Raw genomic sequence first — 19,183 nt, 5'->3', positions numbered from 1 at the left:
GCTAGTCTTGCGCCTCCGCCAGCCCAGCGCCCCAGTTAGTCGCGGGCGGCGCGCAATCCTTCGCGCACATGCGCCACGAGGGCGGGAAGTGCGTCCTGGGCGGTGGCTTGGATGAAGACATCCACCTGCGGGGTCAGGTCGGTGGTCTGGGGCGAGATTTCCACCAGTTTCGCCCCCATCTGCTTGGCGATAATGGGCAGGGAGGCGGCGGGCTGCACGATGCCGGAGGTGCCCACGATCACCACCAGATCGGCGGTGGCCATGCGTTCTTCGGCCTGCTGCCATTCTCGTTGGGGCAGTGGCTCGCCGAACCAGACGACACCGGGGCGAATGAGGTTGCCGCACCGCGAGCACGTCGGCGGGGTCAGTCGCGGGCTGGGCTCCTCGGGCAGCTCAGGGCGGCGGGCAGGGGCGCCACACATGCAGCAGCGGAACGCAAAGAGCGAGCCGTGGAGGTGAGTGGGCTTGCGGAAATTGCCGCGTTCGTGCAGATCATCGATGTTTTGGGTGGTGACGTGCACATCCTGCAGCCGCTCCCACTCGCCGATGGCGAGGTGCCCGGCATGCGGATAGGCGTTCTGGGCCACGCGGGCCCGCCAGAGATACCAGGCCCACATGGGTTCGGGGTCGCGCGCCCACGCATCGATGGAGGCCATGGCCTGCGGATCCACATGATCCCAGAGCCCCGATTCGGCTGAGCGATACACCTCCAAGCCAGAGTCGGCGCTCATTCCGGCGCCGCTGAATACCTCGATGCGCTCGGAGTGCAGGGCGAGATCCCCGGCGGTGGCGATGCTGTCGTGGTCCATGCTGTCCATAGTGTCCATGCTAGAGAAGCGAGGCGACCTCGCTGGGGTCCGCGTTGAGCAGCAATGCTAAACGCTGCTGCGGTGCGGCGAGGGCCTGCTCCAGGGTGGCGATATAGGGAGCTTCCTGGGCGGCGCGCTGCGCCAAGAACTCTCCTTGATCGCTGGGCGAGCAGCGGTTGATATACACCCCGCCCACCCGCACCCCGAGGTGCTGCAGGGTGTGGTAGAGCTCGATGGATTCACTCACCGGCATCTTCTCGGGCAGGGTCACCAGCCCAAAGGAGGTGAGTTCTGGGTCTTGGATGAGCTCACGGAAACTGCTGAAAAGGTGCTTGCGGCGGGTGAGGATAGCGCGGATCTCGGCGTCGCGGCTGCGCTCTTTCTCCCCAGAGAAGCCGCGAACGATCTCGCCGAATTTCTCCGATTGGCCGCGGCGTTTCAGCAGCCCCTCGGTCCACGCTCCGAGCAGTTCAGGCAAGGCGAGCAGCCGCGAGGTGTGCCCACTGGGGGCGGTGTCGATGACGATGTGGTCAAAGTCCTCGCGCTGGTGCAGCGCCACATCGGCGATGCGCTCGAGCAGGGCCGCTTCGTGGGTGCCGGGCGAGGTCCGCGCCAGGTTGAGGTGTTTGCGCACCTCGCCGTGGAGGCGCTCCGGCATCATCGTGCGCATGGTCTCTTCCACCTTGGCGATATGCGCCTCGGCGGTGGCGCGCGGGTCGAGTTCCATCGCGGACAGGGTGGGCGTCAGCGCGGTCGGGGAGTCGCTGAGGGTGGCGTCGAAAATGTGCCCGATATTGTGCGCCGGGTCGGTGGAGACCAACAGGGTGGGGGCGGCCTCGCTCAGGCGGAGCGCGGTGGCCGTGGCGAGGGTGGTTTTGCCCACCCCGCCTTTGCCGCCGAAGAAGATCACGGGGGTGTTTAGCAGCATTGGATGTGCTCCACGGGTGAGTGCTCTAAGCCCATGCGGGTATGCCAGGCGTGAAAGTCCTCGTAGATGATGGGCAGCAGCTCGATGGTGTAGAAGCTCGCGGGATTATCAATGCCGAGGGCTTCGGAGAGCACCAGCATCATGAAGAGGTCATCTTCTTCCCGCTGGGCTTGGGCGAAGGTGGCGCGGTAGGGGGAGACATAAAACTCCTCCATGCCGCGGCTCACCTTCTTGAAGACGTCGAGAAGCTGTGCGGGCCAGGCCGTCATGGTGGTGCCCCGCTAGCTCCGGGTGGAGGGGGCGGCCAGCTCGGGGTAGTCCTCGGGGAAGGCCGCATCCGGTTCGCTGTGCTCGCGGGCGCGGCGCACGGCGGAGAGTGCTTCCACGGAGACCCACAGGGCGCAGGCGAGGATGATGATATCGAGGGTGGCGAGCAGCCAGTTGGCGTCGGCGATGAAGGTCTTGAGCTGCACCACCAGCGCCCACACGGACATCACGAGCACGAAGAGCAGCGGGATTACCACCGGCCAGATCGGGCGGGAGAGGCGGGAGAGGATCACCGCGATGATAGACATCGACAGCGCCGCCATGAGCTGGTTGGTGGTGCCGAATAGCGGCCAGATGAGCACGCCGCCGGAGCCATTGCTGCCGGTGGAGAAGGTGAGCGCCAAGCCCACGGTGACGGCGATGATGGTGGCCCAGATAGCGGAGACCTTGGCGCCGATGATGCCGCCGATTTCTTGGACCACGAAGCGCTGGAGACGAATACCGGAGTCCATGGTGGTAGCGGCGAAGAGCACCGCCATGGTGGCGAGGACGGTGGCAGACAGCGAGGTGGGCAAGCCGAGACCCTCGTTGATGATGGAGCTGCCGCCCTGCACGAAGGCGCCGACGCCGCCGGCGTTGAACTCGGTGTAGATCTCCTTCCAGTCCGCCAGGCTCTGAAAACCTGCGGTGGTGGCCACGATCGCGCCGAGGGCGAGCAGGCCCTCGCCGACCGCGCCGAAGTAGCCCACGAAGCGCTCATCGGTTTCTTTGTCGATCTGCTTGGAGCTGGTGCCGGAGGCCACGGTGCCGTGGAAGCCGGAAATCGCGCCGCAGGCGATGGTGACAAAGAGCAGCGGCACCATCGACGGGGTGCCCTCGGGCAGGGAGGTATTGACCATGGGGGCCACCACGGCGGGCGCGGTGAGCAGCGCGGAGGTGTAGAGAATGCCGAGGCCGATGAACAGCTGCAGGCCGTTGATGTAGTCGCGTGGCTGCAGCAGCACCCACACCGGCAGCAGCGAGGCGATGCCGCCGTAGATGAACAGCAGCAGAATCCACACGGCCTCCGGGGCGAGCCCGAAGGTGGATTCGGGCAAGCTCACGGGAACACGGTCGCCCAATACGATCAGCCCGTAGAGCGCCACGATGCCGACCAGCGATACCAGCGGCAGGTTCCACTTCAGCCGGTAGATGGCTTGGCCGATGAGCAGCGCCACCAGCAGCGCGCCCCAGGTGGGGATCACGGCGCTCGGGGTGGATACCAGCAGCCCGGCGATCACCACACCGAAGGCGGCAACCACCATGAGCAGCAACAGGAAGATGACCACGAGGAAGAGGTTGCGGCCGCGGTTGCCAATGTACTTGCCGGATAAGGTGCCAATGGATTGGCCTTTGTGCCGCGCGGAGGCCCACAGCACGCCGAAGTCGTGCATGCCGGCGATGAATACGGTGCCGATGGTCACCCACAAGAAGGCGGGCAGCCAGCCCCAGATCACGGCCACGGCCGGGCCCACAATGGGCGCGGCACCGGCGACGGAGGTGAAGTGGTGGCCCCACAGCACGTACTTATTGGTGGGCACGAAGTCCACGCCGTCTTCGAGCTCATGCGCGGGGGTGGCGTACTCCTTTTTGAGTTGGTACACCGTCGATGCCAAGTAGCGGGAGTACAGCAGGTAGCCGCCGCCCATCATCGCTAAACCGATGAGGATGAGCCACAGTGAGTTCATTTCTTCACCCCTAGAGTGTGATCGCTGAAGAGTATGTGCATCTTAGTGTGTCACATCACGCGGGGGTGGGGGAGCAGAATACCCGAGCTCTGCAGGCTTATCGACGCCGCCCTCTGCCTAGAGCACCCGCTGCAGCCAGCGCAGCACCCAGGGCAGCCAGCCGGCGAGGAAGAGCACGGTGATCAGGCGCACGATCTGCATGGCGGCGACGATCTCGACGGCGCCGGTTTCGGAGCCCAGGGCCAGGGCGGTTTCGAGGCCGCCGGGATTGGTGGCGAGGAAGGCGTCGATGTAGTCCATGCCCATCCACTGCGCAATCACCCAGGCCAGCCCAGCGCAGCCGCCAATGAGCACCGCAATCAACCCTAGGGTCAGGGGAAGTTGGTGGGAGAAGGAGCGCAGCGCCGCCACCGAGAGTCCGCCGCCGGCCATCCAGCCGATGGAGACATAGGCGATATCGCGGGCGGCCTCGGGCAGGGCGAGGGAGTGCCAGGGATCGAGCAGCAGCGCCACGATGATGGTGAGCAGCATGGGCCCGAGCACGCTGGCCGCGGGCAGGTGGAGAAGCCGTCCCAACTTCCCGCCGAACACGACAATGACGAGGATGGCGAGAGCGCTGAGCCAGGTGAAGGGCTGCGCTTCGTGCTCGCTGGGGCTGCTACTGCCGCTGAGATGAGCCCAGGCCACCACCAGCGGCATGATGATGGAGACGCTGAGGAGCCGGAGATACTGGGTGAGGGTGACATAGCGGAAGTCCGCGCCGAGGTCCTTGGCCAGCAGCGGCATGACGGAGGCGCCGCCAGCAAAGAGCGATAACACCCCGGTTTCCGGGGAGACCACGTGCGCGGGATCGCGTGGATCGGCGCCGGCGCGCTGGGCTTGGCGCAGGGAGCCGCGCCACAAGAGCCAGCCGCCACCGAAGGCGAGCACCACGGTAAAACCCGCAGAGAGCAGCCCGGGTGCCACATAGCGCAGCAGCTCACCGGCGGGGGTGCGCACTAAGGGCAAGGAGGCGATGATCGCGATGAAGGACTTGGCCACGGTGATCAGGCGAGGATCCACGGTGAGTTCCTCGCCGTGGAGGATAGCCGAGCCGGCCGCGGCGATAATGGCGGCGAGAATCCATGCGGCAGGCACATCCAGCGCGCTCAACGCTACGCCCAGCACCACAGACAGCGGGACCACAATGGCCCATCGTGCCCACTGGGTGCGCACTGGCCTCACCCCTTTCTTCTCACCGCTTTAGAATCAATCCTATGAGCCACGGATACGACAGCGACAAGCAACGCTACCTCGCGCGCCTCAAACGCATCGAAGGACAAATTCGTGGCATTCACCGCATGGTGGATGAGGACGAGTATTGCATTGATGTGCTCACCCAAATCCAGGCAGCTCGCGCCGCCCTCGACAATGTGGCGCTGAAGCTTCTCGACGATCACCTCTCGCACTGTGTGGTCACGGCAGCAGCTCAGGGCGGCCAGGAAGCCGAGGACAAGATCGCGGAGGTGTCGCGGGCCATTGCCCGGCTCGTGAAGTAGCAGCCGCGTCTCGGGCGCGGTGCTCGCAGGCGGCGCTGGAGACGGGACGCGACATAGTAAAGATAGTAAAAATAGTAAGAGATAGTAAAACATGTTCGATACTGCATCTACTCCCAGTGGGTGGTGCAGGAGCGTCTCTTATGGTCGGTGTTTTCTGACAGGCCCTCGCTTTCCGGCTTGCATCACACACAGAGGGCACCTTCTCGGTGGCGAGGGGCTGTGTCTGTAGTTCTTGGTGGCGCCAGAGGACACGTTGCGCCGCGGCATGGTGGGTGTCGATATATGGTGCTCGGCGCAATTGGGGGTTGTGTCAGTAGATAGGTGTGAGATACTAAAGATAGTAAAAATAGTAAAGATAGTAAGAGATAGTAAACGGGATACCATGGAACGCACAGCCAACCCATTTCGCGCCACGCTCGGATCTACACCGCCGTATCTCGCGGGCCGCGCTTCGGAGCTGAAGGACTTTCGTTATGCACTCGAAGAAGGACCTGGGGCGCATGAGCGGGTCACTGTGGTCACCGGACTTCGAGGTGTTGGTAAGACGGTCCTCTTGAACGCCTACGAGGATGAAGCGCGTGCGCAGTCGTGGCACGTGATTTCCGAGACAGCCACACGCGGGTTCATGCAGCGGCTTACTGACACGATATATCGATTAACAACAGATCAGTACGAGCAGGGCAAAAGGAGAATCACTGGGCTGAGTATCGCTCCTCTGGGGGGAGTGCAGCTATCAACTCCCACGCATTATTCCCCTCAACCGACCTTCCGAGATGTGCTTACTCGATACCTTGAGATCCAAGCAGACATTGATCTAGCTATGAATCAAGAGCCGGTTGGACTATTAATTACGGTGGACGAGCTTCACCACAACCGCAAGGACGAGATCATTGAGTTTGGCGCAGCAATTCAACATCTCGTGCGCGAAAACCGGCAGATTGCCGTGGCCATGGCAGGCATACCGCAGGCTGTGAATCCACTGCTAGCAGCTGACAGCGGAGACAACCCTGTGACATTTCTACGCCGTGCAAACCGAGTGGACCTTGGACTTATTCCCGATGAGGAGGTGCGGCGAGCCCTTAAGGAGCCGGTTGAAGGAAGCGGTTGCTGCTTCAGGACGGATGCATTGGAAAAGGCGGTGCAGGCATGCGCCGGGTATCCCTTCATGATTCAGCTGGTGGGGCACGAAAGTTTCCGTCGACGTGAGGGCGAGGTCATTACGGCCGCCTCGGTTGAGGAAGGTGCGGCAAAGGCCAAGCGTAAGCTAGGCCAGCTGGTGCACGAGGCATCACTGCGGGATCTCTCACCGGTCGATCGCACCTTCCTCGCGGCGATGGCTACGGATGATGGCCCGTCGAGAACCAAGGACATTGCCACACGAATGGGAGTGGATGCGCAGTATGTGGGCACCTATCGGCGGCGGCTTATTGCCGCAGAGATGATCACCGTTGTGGGCCACGGGCTGGTGGACTTCGCGCTGCCCTTCATGCGCTCCTACCTGCGCGGTCACGCGGTGGTCGACGTTCTCGGCGAGTAACACCGCTGCGCATCCGGTGCCCTGTGTTAACGGAGCAGCTGGGCTGTGGTTTTTCGGGTGGCTGGTGCGGTTCGGGGATCCTCCGGCCAGGGATGCTTGGGGTAGCGCCCGCGCATGTCGGCGCGCACGTCTGCATAGGCGCCGTCCCAGAAGCGGGTGAGATTATCGGTGATCGCCACTGGCCGGCCGGCAGGGGAGAGCAGCTCGAAACGGATGCGCGTGCCGAGTACCTCGGGGCTGTCCTCGAGCCCAAAGCACTCTTGGAGTTTGACCTGCACGCTGGGTTGCTTATCGCTGTAGTCCACGGGGATCGATCGCCCCGAGGGCACGGTGATACTGGCGGGCACATCCTTGTCGAAGTCCTGAGCCGCCGGCCACGGCAATAGAGAGCGCAGCGCCTGGTGCATATCGATCTCCGCCAGCGGCATGCCCTCGGCGAGTCGCGGATAGTGCATGCTCAACCAGATGGGAGCGGCGGCGATGAGACCCGCATCGCTCACATCTGGCCACTGCGGGTCGTGGGCGTGATAGAAGGCCATGCGCTGGCGCAGCTGCTGGGCGGCGGCGCTGAAGCGTATATCGCGCAGGCCATCACGCTCGAAGGCGCGCGCTACCGCCTCCTCCACCTGCACCACGGGCACCGCGGTGGGGGTGGACGCCAGCTCAATCGCTGCGATACTCCGAATCGTGCGGGCACTCAGCTTGCCCTGGCGCACCCGCACCGCGGTGCTGCTCGTGGGCGGATAGAGCTGAAGGATCTGCTCCTCACTCACTGCAGCGGCGCGACGAATAATAGGCAGCGCCTGCTGGTTGGTGCCGCGGCTCATCTCCGCTACAGCCAGCCACTCGGAGCCACGCAGCTGGGTATCGAGCAGCCGCGCCCGCGTTCCCGCGGTGGTGAGATAGACGTGCTGATCGGCATCCACGAGCCGAGCCACCATGTGCGGCAAGGCCAGCGCGATCACCCCGCCGGCAGATAGTTGCCGCAGATGCGCAGGCTGCTCAGAGGAGGCGGAAAGAGCGATCCGGGTGAAACGGCGGGTCTCCCGCGCCACCTGGGGCGAGCTACTCGGGGCGCTGAGGTCCGTGGCGCTGCCCACGGTGAGCTCGGCTAGCACCGGCGCGGCAGCGGGGCCTGCCTGTAGCAGCGCGTGGGCACAGCGCGGGTCCGCGGGGATGGTGGAGATCCTGCGTCCATGCTCAGTGATCGCCCCATGCTTATCGACGGCACCTATCCCGCGCAGTACCTCCTCCGCAGCGGCCAGCGCGGCCGGCGGGGGAGCGTCCAGAAGCGGAAAGCCCTCACCCCGCGGGCTGCCCCAGCTGGCCAGGGTGAGTGCCGCCTGCGTGAGATCCGAGGTGGCGATCTCTGGGGCAGCATAGGCGGGCGCAGCAGCATAACTACGCTGCTCACACAGCCGAATCGCGGTGCCGGGTCCGAGTCGTCCGGCGCGGCCGGCGCGCTGATCCATCGCCGCGCGCGCCGCACTAATGGTGATCAGCCCAGTCATGGCGCGCAGATTATCGCGGCGCGGGACGCGGGCCAGGCCGGCATCCACCACGGTATGCACCCCAGGCACGGTAATGGAGGATTCTGCAATGGCGGTGGACAACACGATCCGCGGCTGGTCAGTGCCGCGCACAACCGTGCCTTGTTCTTGCGCACTCAAGCCGCCATGCAGCACCGCGTGGCGGCCGTGCAGCTGCTCGGCCACGCGCTCTATTTCGCGACGCCCCGGTAAAAAAACCAGCACCGAGCCAGTGGACTCGGCTAGCGCCTCATCGGCCACCCGCGCTGTCCACGATAAAAACTCGCGGGTCACACCCCGCTCGTCGAGGCGCGCCGGGCCGGGTTGATAGCGGATGTCTACCGGATGGAGGGCGGCGTCTACCTGGTGCAGGGTGGCGTCGATAAGCGTGGCGAAGGCGTGGGCATCCACGGTGGCGGACATCGCCACAAGCTGCAGGTCTTCGCGCAATAGGCGCAGCTCGGCGAGCATGCCGAGGGCAAGGTCGGTGTCGAGATTGCGTTCGTGTACCTCGTCGAGGATGACGGCGTCGATACCGGAGAGTTCGGGGTCGCTGAGCAGCATGCGTACCAGCACGCCCGGGGTCACAAACTCGATGAGCCGACCCGCTTCGCTCTGGCCGCGCACCGCGAAACCGATATCTGTACGGGGGCCGTGATGCAGCTGGCGCAGGCGCTGGGCGGCGGCGATCACCGCCACTCGCCGCGGCGCTGTTACCAGTACCTTCCCGGAATGTGACTGCTCATGCAGCAGATTGGCGACCGCCGGCGGGATCAAGGTGGTTTTACCCGTACCGGGCGGAGCGTGCACCACAGTGGCACCGCCCTGGGCCAGACGCTGCTGAAAGAGCGCGATATCGCGGGCCACGGGCAGCCCAGCGCCAATCGCTCCGAGATCACAGGGAAAGGTCATGGTGCAGAGGCTAGCCGTAGTGTCGGGGTGAGCGTGGGATGTTAGGGGTGCTGCTACTGGGAATCGTGGAGGTTGTGGTTGTGCACCTCATGGTGAGCAATGGCGTGCTCGGGCAGATGAATGTGCAGATAACGTGCACACATCCTGTTGTTGTCGAGGACATATCGCTGGGATTTCACGAGGTCACACGGCTAGATATCTATTGTGATCAGCCCGATATTCTCCTAGCGGCTCGCCCCTAGCTGCTCTGGCCTAGCGCTTGGTGATGGTGCGTCGATAATCCATGGCGCGCACCGGCACCCCATCCGGAAGCTCGTCGCGCTCCCACTTCTCCTGGCTATCCTCGAGCGTATCGACCACCCGCGCCGGCACCCCCAGCGCTAAGGAATCGGCAGGAATATCGGTGGTGACGATCGCCCCAGCCCCGATCACCGAGCGGGCCCCGATCCGCACCCCAGGCAGAACCGTTACTCCAGCGCCGATCCATGCATCCTCCTCGATGGTGATCGGGGCGGCCTTTTCCCAGCCATGGCGGCGCATCTCCACGTCATAGACCGGATGATTCACAGTGATCAGCCGGACATCGGGGCCGATCAGTGTACCCTTCTCAATGGTCACGGGCGCGGAATCTAAAATAGTGACCTTGGCGTTAATAAATACCTCGGGGCCGATGAAGGTATTGCGCCCGTATTCGATAAAGGCCGGTGCCACCACTGTGGAACCGCCGCCGACAGCGCCCAGCCACTCCTCGGCGATGGCGCGGGCCCGCTCGGGGTGGCGCTCCTCATTGAAATCACGCATCAGATTCTGGGAGCGGCGGTGCACCGCGTTGAGGGTGGCATTGTCGATGGGTAGATGCCATTCCCCCTTCGCCATCTGCTCGAAGCTGGAATAGGTACCGACATCAAAGCTCATAATGCCCCATTCTAGGAGGCGAGGATGGGTGGCATCGCATGGGTGAGCCGCGCCGCCGCGGCTGGGCGAGCGCCTGCGGGGGTGAGGGCATTACCGCGCCGGCGCGGAGCTATCGCCGCAGATCAGAGCGGTGGGAGTCGGTGCCACTGGCAGTAGGGGGTGGGGCAAGTGTCCGAGGCTTTTCCTAAAGTGCAGGGCATGAACACCACCGCAGACCACACAGCAGTATTCAGCCCCGAGCAGTACAGCCCCGAGCAGCGCGGTCTCACCCAAGGTGAGGATGGGCGCTGGCGTATTCCTTGGGGCAACCAGAGCGCCCAGTTGCGCGATTACTATGACAACGAATGGGCGCATCCGGTGCGCGATGAGCGCGGGATATATGAACGCCTCGTGCTCGAGGGCTTCCAAGCGGGCTTATCCTGGCGAACGATCCTGCAGAAACGCCCCGCTTTCCGGCAGGCCTTTGCTCATTTCGACCCCGAGAAAGTCGCAGCCTTCGACGAGGCAGACATACAGCGCCTGCTGGAGAATCCAGCGATTATCCGCAACCGCGCCAAGATCACCGCGGCGATCAGCAATGCGCAGGTGCTGCTGCGCACCCGCGAGAGTGCGCCCTTGCCGGAGCTGCTTGCTCGCTACCAGCAGCCCCTCGGCAGCCGTTTTGCTCATGTGGATCACATCCCCACCACCAGCCCCGAGGCTGCAGAATTAGCCCGCGAACTCAAAAGCCTTGGGTATCGTTTTGTAGGGCCCACCACCTGCTATGCGCTCATGCAGGCTAGTGGGCTAGTGGAAACACGAGTGGAGGGAGAATCTCGATGCTGAAGAAGAAACAGCTCACGATCAACGGCGTCACTGGGGTGCTCACGCTGCCCGCCCAGCCCAGCGAGACTCTCGTGGTGATGGCACATTGCTTCGGCTGCAGCAAAGAAACCAAAATCCTGGTCAAACTAGCCCGCTTCCTCGCCGGTCACGGCTACGGCTCTGTGCGCATGGACTTCTCCCGGCATCTCTACTCCACCTATATCGAGGAACTCGAGGGCGTCTCTCGGGTCATGCTTGGCGACGCAGCCGCAGATGCAGCCGGAAGCAGCGCGGGGGAGCTGCTGCGGTTTTCCCGGGTGATCCTCCTCGGGCATTCGCTCGGCGGGCTGGCGGTGCTCAGCGCCGCAGCGCGTAGCCGGAGCACGGGGCTGGGGGAGTACCTGCAGGGTGTGGTGGCGTTGTCCGCCCCAGCCACCGCCCACCACGTGGAGGCCGCGGCCGCAGATGTGCCCGATCTGGACCCCGGGTTGGTGGATGAAACCTTTGTGCAGGATGTCGCTGCCACCGCGGCCACCGAATTCAGTGACTGCCAGGTGCCGGTGTTGATTGTGCACCCCGATGAGGACCCAGTGGTAGGAATCGAGCATGGTCGGCGACTGCACGAGCTGCTGCCGGACAGCGAGCTCGTGGTGGTGCCAAAGTGCACGGATCACATGTTCGTCTCCGACGCGGCGCGCACAGCCGTCGAGGAGGCCGTGGGCAGATGGCTACCCCAGCACGCTGCAACGCCAGCGGATTCCCGCACACAGCAGCGCTGAGCCGCCCAGCCAGATCCCGTCTCAGCGGGTGGATAGTGTCCCCACGGTGGCGAGTTTTGCCATAATGGCCGCTATGGCCGAAAACACAGCGCATGAGCACTATCCGCACCTGAACACGCAGGGCCGCACCGCCGTGGTGACGGGAGCCTCCGCCGGTATCGGCGCGGCCTGCGCCCGCGCCCTCGCCGCCGATGGCTGGACCGTGATCCTCGGGGCGCGACGGCAGCAACCACTCGAGGAACTCGCGAAAGAGATCGGCGGTATCGCCCTGCCGCTGGATGTCACCGATGAAGCATCCGTGGAGAATTTCTGCTCCCAGATTTCCCGCTGCGATCTGCTGGTGAATAACGCCGGCGGCGCCAAAGGTCTGGACTCAGTAGAAGAGGGTCGTATCGAGGAATGGCAGTGGATGTATGAGGTCAATGTGCTCGGCACGGTGCGTCTCACCCAGGCCTTGTTGCCGCTGCTACGCCAGGCCCCCGAGGGTGCCGGGCAGATCATCAACATGAGTTCGGTCGCCGGACACACCGCCTACGCCGGCGGCGGTGGCTATAACGCCGCGAAGTTCGGGGTGGCCGCGCTTACTCGGGCGCTGCGCATCGAAACCCGCGAGGAACCCATTCGCGTGGTGGAGGTATGCCCGGGCCGAGTAGAGACAGACTTTTCTCTCAACCGTTTCCGCGGCGATCAGAGCCAAGCCGAGAAGGTCTATGCCGATAAGCTCAACCTCTCGGCCGAGGACATTGCAGAAACGGTGCGCTGGATCGCCGCCCTGCCCGCGCATATGAACGTCGATCAGATCACGCTGCGGCCTCGGGATCAGATCTAGCGGCCAGCCTGTACGCAGCGTGTTCACCGCTGCCCAGTACCGCTGCCCAGCACTGTCTCGCCACCGCCTCCTCGCTTCCGGAAGAAAGGCCCTCGTGTTCAGCTCTCTCGCTAGCCTCTGCGCGGTGTGGATAGTGGCCCTCGCATCCCCAGGGCCGGATGTCTTTCAAATTCTGCGCATCGCCTCCCGGCAGCGGCGCGCCGGGGTGCTCGTGGCCCTAGGTATCTGTCTGGGAAATACGGTGTGGATTCTCGCCTCGCTCGCAGGCCTCTCGGCACTGGTCACCACCCACCCAGGGCTATTGAATCTGCTGAAACTCATCGGCGGCGGCTACCTGCTCTATCTCGGCATACGGGCCCTCTCTGCGGCGCTCGGCCCCTATTGGCCTGGGCGGCGGCGTCCCCATGCGCGGGGTGCTGCGGGCGCGAAGGAAACAACACCGGCTGACACCCTGCCCCGCAGCACGGCGGCACAGCTGCGGCTTGGGGTGGCCACCAACCTCTCCAATCCCAAGGCCATCCTGTTTTTCGGGGCCGTATTTGCCCAGTTCATCTCGGCAGACAGCTCACTGGGGGAACAAGTACTCATTGTGCTGTGTCTCGAGATAATCCAGCTGTTGTGGTTTCCTGGGGTGGCGCTGGCGGTCAGCACGGTCAGCGCCACGCTGCGCCGCTATGCTGCGGCCATCGATACTCTCAGCGGCACCGTCTTTGCCGGTTTCGGTTGCTATATGTGCCTCACGGGGGCGGCGGCGCTGCTCAGCTAGGTGCGGCTGCGCCTGCAGCGGAGCGCGGTGCGCCACAGTGTCTAAGGCGCTGACTACACTGAGGACACGATGAACAATTCACATGTAATTGATGTAGCGATTAAAACCGAGACCATTAAGCTCGGGCAGTTCGTGAAGCTCGCCAACCTCGTCGAGACCGGCGGCGCGGCCAAGACCGCTATCGCCGAGGGCGAGGTGTATGTCAACGATGAGCAAGAAACTCGCCGCGGCAAAATTCTGCACGCCGGTGATCTGGTGCGCGTCGGAGGACTGCAGGCACGGGTGTCTACCTCTGATGACGAGGATGACTTCTTTGATGAGGCCACCGCGAATGATGACTTCGACCCTGAGAAGTGGAGGAATCTCTAAGCCATGCCAGCATTCATGAGCCAGGACGGGATGCCCTATTGGATCGATCTGTCCACCTCGGAGCTGCGCAAGGCGCGCTATTTCTACTCCAAGGTGTGCGGCTGGGACTACACCGAGCTCTCCTCGGGCTATCTGCTCGCCACGAAAAACGGGATGCCAGTGGCAGGCTTGGTGGCCAAGCCGGAGGATTCGCAGCAGCCCGATAGTTGGGTGACGTATTTCCTCACCTCGGACATTAACCATGTGGTTGAGCGCGTTCCGGAGCTCGGGGGGCGCTGCCTCACCGAGCCGCTGCCCACCAGCCAGGGCCAGATGGTGGTGATCGCCGATAGCTCCGGCGCGTTATTCGGTGTGATCCAGCCAGACGGCGAGGAGCGTTTCGTAGCCGCGGGCGAGCCGGGCACGAGTGTGTGGCATGAGCTGACCACCGTGACGAATCACGAGGACACGCTGAAGTTTTATGCCGAGCTCTTCGAGTGGACTCTGCACACCGTGGAGAACGATGCCGGCCAGGGCTACACCATGGCCTTGGCTGAGGGCGCGGCCTTCGCTGGAATCTATGATGCTGCCGGCCAGTTCCCGCCCCAGGTGCCGAGCTTTTGGCAGTCCTTCCTTGGTGTGGAGGATCTGCGCCTCGCGGTGCAGATGGTGGAGGATCTCGGCGGCGAGGTGATTCGCCCGCCCATGAACTCCGATTTCGGGGCGCTGGCCCTAGTGGCGGATTCCACCGGCGCGGTGGTCACCCTGGTGGAGGTTGAAGAGCCCCAAGAGGAGGAATTCCTCGACGAGGCCGCGCCGCTGCACGATATTGATGTGGAGCAGCTGCGTAAGGACATCCAGAACTAGCGCTTGTCGACGCCACCTCGCCGCTATCCCCCTAGCGGCAGAAGTCCGCGGCGTCCTCGATGAGCTGGCGGGCCTGCTGCGGGGTGGCGAGATAGTCTGCTGCGTAGTAATGCACCGTCTGCGCTTCGCTGAGCTCGGAGAGCGCGTTCTCATCGGCCCAGCTGGAATGGCTGAACTGCTGGATGAGGGTGCTCGGCCAGGTCTCAGCGTCGGGCAGTTCGACCGTCTCTGCGCCGCCGCCGAGCTGCGGGTTGCGCAGGATGAGCCCGTCGAGCTCGAGGGCGAGAGCGCCGAGGAGGGCGGCGCCATAGCCATCGCCGAAGCCGATGACCCGATCCACCCCCTGCAGCTGCCGGGCGGCGCTGAGGGCGTCACGCACTGCGGCCTGGGCGGCTGCAGGCTCTGCCGGGTGCAGGGGATAGTGCACGTCTATCACCCGCGCGCCGCTGCGTTGGGCCAGCGCGGCCACCAGCGGCTGCCAGTAGACATCGCGGAAGGCGCCGCCGCCGAAAAAGCCACTGCCGCCATGGACGCTGAGGATCGCCGTGGAGCTGGGATCATCGACGGTGATGAGGGTGTGGCTGCCCAGTGGGGCGAGCTCCACCTGGTCGGTCCAGGCCACCTGCGGCATGCGATGATCCACCGCTGTGCCCAGCTGCAGAATCGCGGCATGGGTGGTGCGGTCCACGATGTGGGAGACCCAGCGTTCGGCATCGGCTGGTTCGGTGCGCCCGCCCTGCCACGGCGGGGTGAAATCCGGTGCAGGATAGTGCTCCGAGAAGTACCAGAGCAGCTGTTCGAGCTGCTCGGCGGCGGGCATCATCTCCGCGGATTCGGCGGCGGTGGTGGAGCTATCGGACACGAGAACATCCCCTTCACTAGCAATCGCGCATGGTGCCTAGAGTCTAGCCAAGGAGATGTCCTGTGCGGCTGCCGGGTGTTACCAGATGCTCACTCGGTCCTCGGGGCGGATATACATCGGGGAGCTCTCATCGACCTCGAAGGCCTCATAGAGCTCGGCCACGTTGCCGGCGATGAGGTTGCAGCGGAATTCGGCGGGGGAGTGCGGGTCCACAGCTAGGTAGGTCTTTTGTAGCTCCGGGCGGATCTTGGTGCGCCACACCCGGGCCCAGGAGACGAAGAGCCGCTGCAGGCCGGTGAGTTCCACATCCAGTTCGGGGCGGGCGCCCTCGGTGTCCACGCGCAGCTTCTCATCGGTGTCGAAGCTCAAGCCCTGATCATCGAGCCAGCGGCGATAGGCCACCACGGCGATGCCGAGGCCGCCGAGATCGCCAATATTCTCGCCGAGGGTGAACTCGCCATTAACCCCGGCGCTGTCTTCCTCGGACTCGGCCAAGACGGAGGGCACTTGGCCGTCGAATTGCTGCACTAAGGTGGCGGTCAATTTCTCGAAGGCGGCGCGATCCTCGGCGCTCCACCAATCGTTGAGGCTGCCCTGGCCGTCGTAGCGGGAGCCTTGATCATCGAAGCCATGGCCAATCTCGTGGCCGATCACGGCACCGATAGCGCCGAAGTTGGTGGCGGCATCCGCCTCCGGGGAGTAGAAGGGCGGGCGCAGGATCGCGGCCGGGAAAGTGATGTCATTTTGCATCGGATAATAGAAAGCGTTGACCATCTGCGGCGGGCAGAACCATTCCTCGCGGTCGGACGGCTTGCCCACCTTGGTCACCTGGTAGTCGTGCTCGAAGGCGGAGGCGGCACGGGCATTAGCTACCACATCGGCGCCAGCGGCCGAGACCTCGAAGTCGTAGGAGCGCCAGGTATCGGGGTAGCCGATCTTGGCCTTGAAGGTGCCCAGCTTCTCGAGGGCGCGCTCGCGGGTGGCGGGCGTCATCCACTCCAGCTGGCTGATGCGCTCGCGATAGGCGCCCAGCAGATAGTCCACGAGGCGCTCCATCTCTGCCTTGTACTCCGGCGGGAAGTGCTCCTCCACGAAGAGCTGGCCGATCTCCTCGGAGACCGCCGAGTCGGCGAAGGACACAGCGCGACGCCATCGGGGCAGCTGTTCGGTCGAGCCCTGCAGCACACCGTTGTAGAAGCGGAAATTCTCCAGCTCCAGCTCGGTGGGCAGCATGGAGGCGAAGGAGGAGATGATGCTGCGGCAGGCCCATAGGCGCAGATCCTCAGGCGCGACCTCCGCGAGCAGGGTATCGATGAACTCGGGGAAGTCCTTGTTGCGCACAATGACGGTGGTGTCGGGTGCAAGCCCGCTGGCCAGCAGGAACTCGCGGCTAAACTCGGGCAGCTCGGAGACTGCGATCGGGTTATAGCTCTTTTGCGCATCGCGCGAGGCCACCACATCGCGGTGGCCGGAGGCGATCCGGATCTCGAAGGCTACGATGCGCCCCGCGGCATCCGCGGCCGCATCTCCCTCCGCAACACCGGCGAGCTCGAGCATGGTGGCCACATGCTGCTCATAGGCCTGAAGCACCGAGGCGTGAGCCTTTTCGCGATAATAGGCTTCGTTCGGCAGACCCAGACCGGACTGGTCCGCCCAGGCGACCACGTTTTCGCTGCCAGCATCCTTGGCCATGTAGCAGCCCAACAACGAGGGCACACCCTCGCGGTAGAGCGCGCCAGCAGCACGGGCGAAGCGGGTCTTATCCACCCCGGCGTCGGAGTCAGTGGTGGCGGGCTGGATGGCCTGGGAGATGGCGTCGATAAGCGGAGCGATGGGCGCAACACCGGCTTGGTTAATACCCTCGGTGTCCATGAAGGAGGAGTAGAGGGCACTGGCGCGCGAGGAGCCGCCCTCGATGAGGGCGCGGACATCATCCTCGGCGCGATCGCGCAGTGCATGGAAGGCGCCGTAGATGCCGCGGTCGGCTGGGATGGTGGTGGAATCGATCCACTCCCCGTTGACAAGATCAAACAAATCATAAAGTCTCATGAGTACCAGCGTAGCTAGGACTCACCCTGCTTCCCACTTACACTAGTGGCTATGCGCAATTCCTTGAAACCGTCCGCCGGTATGAAAAGCTGGTGGTCATTGATGGTTGCGGGCAGTGTTGTGCTGGCGTTGCCGCTGGCTATCAATGCCGCAATCCCTGAGCGCCTCAGCGTAGGCGCAAAGCCGGTGGTGCTCACCGGCGCAAATAACACTTGGGAGATACCCGTCTATCTGGACCCAGCACAGCAGCAGCTGCAGCTTTCCTGTCCACATGATGGAACCGATCCGCTGGTGACCGCCTTCGATTGTCCCGGCGCGCGGATCACCTCCACTGTCATTGATAGCACTGATGACCCAGTGCTGGCCCTGCAGCGCATGGTGCGAGCCATTCGCGTGACCGGACTGCCCACGGATGAGGCGGTGTTTACTCTCAACGTGGACAGCGAGCATGTCAGCGACGCCTATGTGATCGCGAGCGATAGCGGCTATGTGGCGTTCTCTGCCGTCGGCGTTGGTGAGCACGAAGGGACAACGATGGTGGCGCTCGTCTCTGGTGAGAATGCTCCAGACATTGGGGCCGCTGTGTTTGCCTCGCTCACCGGCGAGGAGCCAGTGGCACTGGTCGAGAGAGGCACGGTCGCATACGGCAAGAACCTTCTCGAAGGCGAGTTTCCGCTTGCCCCACGGGTGCATCCTGAGCAGTTACAACGCCAGCTGGACGGAGAGGCTGCCCCGTCCGCACCCCGTGTAGATAAAGCTCCGGCCGAGGAGACGGTGCAGGCTCCGAACCGAGAAAAGGATGTGGCATGAGCTCGATTTTCCGCATCACGATGATCGTGATGATTGCCATCTGTGCGCCCATCGGCTTGGTGTTGATTGGCGGTACCGCTGTGCTCTCCCCGCAAGGCTTCGTCGTGGGTATTCCCTGCGCTGTGCTCTATGCGGTAGTGATAATTTCCCTGCTCCGTCGTACCCCGCTGTGGCCCTCTGCTCGCACCGCGCCGGGCTTGCGCCGCAGCCAGGTGCTGTGGTGGGTGTTATCGGCGATGAGCTGGGGCGCATTCGCTTCTTTCGAGCTCACCATGCTCTCAGGTGGGCCGATTATGGCGCTGACCTCCAAGCTCGGTTGGGACATGGTGGAAGCCTCCCTAGGCGGCGCCTATCCGGAGGAAATTTCCAAAGTCCTAGGCGTGGTACTCATCATCTTCTCCTTCCGTTTCCTTAACCGCCCGTGGCATGGCTTTATCACCGGTGCGCTCGTAGGGCTCGGCTTTGAGATCGCCGAAAACCTGCTGTACGGCACTGTCGGTGCCGTGTATCACCCCGCATCAGATCTCTGGGGCGCGCTGCACATGTGGGGCTTGCGTACCCTCTTAGGCGTGGGGCTGCACGTGGTGCTCTCCGCGATCGCCGGCTGGGGTGTGGGTTATGCCCTGTTCGGCGGGTCGAAGGTTGCACGCTTGTCTACGTCTCGCCGCATCCTCATCGCTCTCGGCTGGCTGCTGGCCTCCTTCGTGGGCCACTTCTGGTGGAACCTGCAGTGGGGAAACACGGTGGCGATGGGAGTCTCCATCGTATTGGCAGGCTGCTATATATACGGGCTGTTCATCGTTCTTCTGGTGCGGTTGTGGAAACAAGCTAAGCGCGATACAGGCTATGTACTCTGCGACCAGCCACTCTTGGCACCCCCGTCTACAACTTCGGTGCCGTCATAGAT

General features: G+C 63.8%; 19 protein-coding genes. 10 read left to right on the top strand and 9 right to left on the bottom strand.

The features are described from left to right. Positions 1 to 35: 35 nt before the first annotated feature. The 5 genes from GBB14_RS07245 to GBB14_RS07225 all read right to left on the bottom strand — a co-directional run bounded on the left by GBB14_RS07245 (position 36) and on the right by GBB14_RS07225 (position 4,946). Entirely contained in the window at positions 36 to 809 is a 774-nt protein-coding gene (locus tag GBB14_RS07245; protein ID WP_151529734.1) for an NAD-dependent deacylase, read from the bottom strand. A 19-nt stretch (positions 810 to 828) separates the two neighbouring features. After that, positions 829 to 1,737: an ArsA family ATPase gene (locus tag GBB14_RS07240; protein ID WP_151529647.1), complete on the bottom strand. Its 909-nt coding sequence runs from the start codon at positions 1,735 to 1,737 to the stop codon at positions 829 to 831. Next, on the bottom strand, positions 1,728 to 1,952 hold the full coding sequence (locus GBB14_RS07235; protein WP_370451582.1) for a cory-CC-star protein: 225 nt from the start codon (positions 1,950 to 1,952) through the stop codon (positions 1,728 to 1,730). Before GBB14_RS07235 ends, GBB14_RS07240 begins: the two co-directional genes overlap by 10 nt. A 66-nt stretch (positions 1,953 to 2,018) precedes the next feature. Beyond that, positions 2,019 to 3,731 carry a carbon starvation protein A gene (locus GBB14_RS07230; RefSeq protein WP_151529645.1) on the bottom strand — a complete coding sequence of 571 codons (1,713 nt, stop codon included), beginning with the start codon at positions 3,729 to 3,731 and terminating at the stop codon, positions 2,019 to 2,021. Positions 3,732 to 3,848: 117 nt separating this feature from the next. After that, positions 3,849 to 4,946 (bottom strand): AbrB family transcriptional regulator, encoded by a 1,098-nt coding sequence (locus GBB14_RS07225; protein WP_225976633.1) that lies wholly within the window; start codon positions 4,944 to 4,946, stop codon positions 3,849 to 3,851. 41 nt (positions 4,947 to 4,987) lie between these two features. Here GBB14_RS07225 and GBB14_RS07220 point away from each other — a divergent pair, with 41 nt between their 5' ends. Together GBB14_RS07220 and GBB14_RS07215 are read left to right on the top strand one after the other, a co-directional pair. Continuing rightward, on the top strand, positions 4,988 to 5,269 hold the full coding sequence (locus tag GBB14_RS07220; RefSeq protein WP_151529643.1) for a metal-sensitive transcriptional regulator: 282 nt from the start codon (positions 4,988 to 4,990) through the stop codon (positions 5,267 to 5,269). Between the two features lie 382 nt (positions 5,270 to 5,651). Further along, positions 5,652 to 6,806, top strand: a complete 1,155-nt coding sequence (locus tag GBB14_RS07215; RefSeq protein WP_151529642.1) for an ATP-binding protein — start codon at positions 5,652 to 5,654, stop codon at positions 6,804 to 6,806. A gap of 26 nt (positions 6,807 to 6,832) precedes the next feature. Here the strand turns inward: GBB14_RS07215 and hrpB are convergent, their stop codons facing one another. Together hrpB and GBB14_RS07205 are read right to left on the bottom strand one after the other, a co-directional pair. Then, the gene (gene hrpB, locus GBB14_RS07210; RefSeq protein ID WP_151529641.1) at positions 6,833 to 9,247 is read right to left on the bottom strand and encodes an ATP-dependent helicase HrpB; all 2,415 of its coding nucleotides are present in this window, start codon (positions 9,245 to 9,247) and stop codon (positions 6,833 to 6,835) included. A gap of 252 nt (positions 9,248 to 9,499) precedes the next feature. Beyond that, positions 9,500 to 10,162: a sugar O-acetyltransferase gene (locus tag GBB14_RS07205; RefSeq protein ID WP_151529640.1), complete on the bottom strand. Its 663-nt coding sequence runs from the start codon at positions 10,160 to 10,162 to the stop codon at positions 9,500 to 9,502. Between the two features lie 198 nt (positions 10,163 to 10,360). On the opposite strand from GBB14_RS07205, the gene GBB14_RS07200 reads away from it, so the two are divergent. The 6 genes from GBB14_RS07200 to GBB14_RS07175 all read left to right on the top strand — a co-directional run bounded on the left by GBB14_RS07200 (position 10,361) and on the right by GBB14_RS07175 (position 14,555). After that, on the top strand, positions 10,361 to 10,987 hold the full coding sequence (locus GBB14_RS07200) for a DNA-3-methyladenine glycosylase I (protein ID WP_151529639.1): 627 nt from the start codon (positions 10,361 to 10,363) through the stop codon (positions 10,985 to 10,987). After that, positions 10,981 to 11,745, top strand: coding sequence for an alpha/beta hydrolase (locus GBB14_RS07195; RefSeq protein WP_151529638.1), 765 nt, complete (start codon positions 10,981 to 10,983; stop codon positions 11,743 to 11,745). The genes GBB14_RS07200 and GBB14_RS07195 overlap by 7 nt, the downstream gene beginning before the upstream one ends. 64 nt (positions 11,746 to 11,809) lie before the next feature. After that, a complete protein-coding gene (locus GBB14_RS07190) occupies positions 11,810 to 12,574 on the top strand; it encodes an SDR family oxidoreductase (protein WP_151529637.1) in 765 nt (254 codons plus the stop codon). Between the two features lie 94 nt (positions 12,575 to 12,668). Then, entirely contained in the window at positions 12,669 to 13,340 is a 672-nt protein-coding gene (locus GBB14_RS07185; protein WP_151529636.1) for a LysE family translocator, read from the top strand. Positions 13,341 to 13,409: 69 nt separating this feature from the next. Next, positions 13,410 to 13,709, top strand: a complete 300-nt coding sequence (locus GBB14_RS07180; protein ID WP_151529635.1) for an RNA-binding S4 domain-containing protein — start codon at positions 13,410 to 13,412, stop codon at positions 13,707 to 13,709. 3 nt (positions 13,710 to 13,712) lie between these two features. Further along, positions 13,713 to 14,555, top strand: coding sequence for a VOC family protein (locus tag GBB14_RS07175; protein WP_151529634.1), 843 nt, complete (start codon positions 13,713 to 13,715; stop codon positions 14,553 to 14,555). A gap of 31 nt (positions 14,556 to 14,586) precedes the next feature. On the opposite strand, the gene GBB14_RS07170 is transcribed toward GBB14_RS07175, so the two are convergent. Both GBB14_RS07170 and GBB14_RS07165 read right to left on the bottom strand, forming a co-directional pair. Next, entirely contained in the window at positions 14,587 to 15,417 is an 831-nt protein-coding gene (locus tag GBB14_RS07170) for an alpha/beta hydrolase fold domain-containing protein (RefSeq protein WP_151529633.1), read from the bottom strand. A gap of 78 nt (positions 15,418 to 15,495) precedes the next feature. Next, the gene (locus GBB14_RS07165) at positions 15,496 to 17,466 is read right to left on the bottom strand and encodes a M13 family metallopeptidase (RefSeq protein ID WP_151529632.1); all 1,971 of its coding nucleotides are present in this window, start codon (positions 17,464 to 17,466) and stop codon (positions 15,496 to 15,498) included. Positions 17,467 to 17,517: 51 nt separating this feature from the next. Between GBB14_RS07165 and GBB14_RS10750 the strand changes: the two genes are divergently transcribed. Continuing rightward, entirely contained in the window at positions 17,518 to 18,276 is a 759-nt protein-coding gene (locus GBB14_RS10750) for a hypothetical protein (protein ID WP_255443793.1), read from the top strand. Continuing rightward, on the top strand, positions 18,273 to 19,181 hold the full coding sequence (locus tag GBB14_RS07155; RefSeq protein WP_151529631.1) for a PrsW family intramembrane metalloprotease: 909 nt from the start codon (positions 18,273 to 18,275) through the stop codon (positions 19,179 to 19,181). The genes GBB14_RS10750 and GBB14_RS07155 overlap by 4 nt, the downstream gene beginning before the upstream one ends. Positions 19,182 to 19,183: the final 2 nt, after the last annotated feature.

Source organism: Corynebacterium sp. 51B (assembly GCF_008930785.1).
In the GTDB taxonomy this organism is placed as follows: Bacteria; Actinomycetota; Actinomycetes; order Mycobacteriales; family Mycobacteriaceae; genus Corynebacterium; species Corynebacterium megadyptis.
The sequence above is the reverse complement of the archived record's forward strand: the minus strand, read 5'-3'. Positions and strand labels throughout refer to the sequence as shown.

Excerpts from the sequence above, each read along its gene's own strand:
- GBB14_RS07245 (WP_151529734.1), bottom strand. The coding sequence starts at position 809 with ATGGACCACGACAGCATCGCCACCGCCGGGGATCTCGCCCTGCACTCC.
- GBB14_RS07240 (WP_151529647.1), bottom strand. The coding sequence starts at position 1,737 with ATGCTGCTAAACACCCCCGTGATCTTCTTCGGCGGCAAAGGCGGGGTG.
- GBB14_RS07235 (WP_370451582.1), bottom strand. The coding sequence starts at position 1,952 with ATGGAGGAGTTTTATGTCTCCCCCTACCGCGCCACCTTCGCCCAAGCC.
- GBB14_RS07230 (WP_151529645.1), bottom strand. The coding sequence starts at position 3,731 with ATGAACTCACTGTGGCTCATCCTCATCGGTTTAGCGATGATGGGCGGC.
- GBB14_RS07220 (WP_151529643.1), top strand. The coding sequence starts at position 4,988 with ATGAGCCACGGATACGACAGCGACAAGCAACGCTACCTCGCGCGCCTC.
- GBB14_RS07215 (WP_151529642.1), top strand. The coding sequence starts at position 5,652 with ATGGAACGCACAGCCAACCCATTTCGCGCCACGCTCGGATCTACACCG.
- hrpB (WP_151529641.1), bottom strand. The coding sequence starts at position 9,247 with ATGACCTTTCCCTGTGATCTCGGAGCGATTGGCGCTGGGCTGCCCGTG.
- GBB14_RS07205 (WP_151529640.1), bottom strand. The coding sequence starts at position 10,162 with ATGAGCTTTGATGTCGGTACCTATTCCAGCTTCGAGCAGATGGCGAAG.
- GBB14_RS07200 (WP_151529639.1), top strand. The coding sequence starts at position 10,361 with ATGAACACCACCGCAGACCACACAGCAGTATTCAGCCCCGAGCAGTAC.
- GBB14_RS07195 (WP_151529638.1), top strand. The coding sequence starts at position 10,981 with ATGCTGAAGAAGAAACAGCTCACGATCAACGGCGTCACTGGGGTGCTC.
- GBB14_RS07190 (WP_151529637.1), top strand. The coding sequence starts at position 11,810 with ATGGCCGCTATGGCCGAAAACACAGCGCATGAGCACTATCCGCACCTG.
- GBB14_RS07180 (WP_151529635.1), top strand. The coding sequence starts at position 13,410 with ATGAACAATTCACATGTAATTGATGTAGCGATTAAAACCGAGACCATT.
- GBB14_RS07175 (WP_151529634.1), top strand. The coding sequence starts at position 13,713 with ATGCCAGCATTCATGAGCCAGGACGGGATGCCCTATTGGATCGATCTG.
- GBB14_RS07165 (WP_151529632.1), bottom strand. The coding sequence starts at position 17,466 with ATGAGACTTTATGATTTGTTTGATCTTGTCAACGGGGAGTGGATCGAT.
- GBB14_RS10750 (WP_255443793.1), top strand. The coding sequence starts at position 17,518 with ATGCGCAATTCCTTGAAACCGTCCGCCGGTATGAAAAGCTGGTGGTCA.
- GBB14_RS07155 (WP_151529631.1), top strand. The coding sequence starts at position 18,273 with ATGAGCTCGATTTTCCGCATCACGATGATCGTGATGATTGCCATCTGT.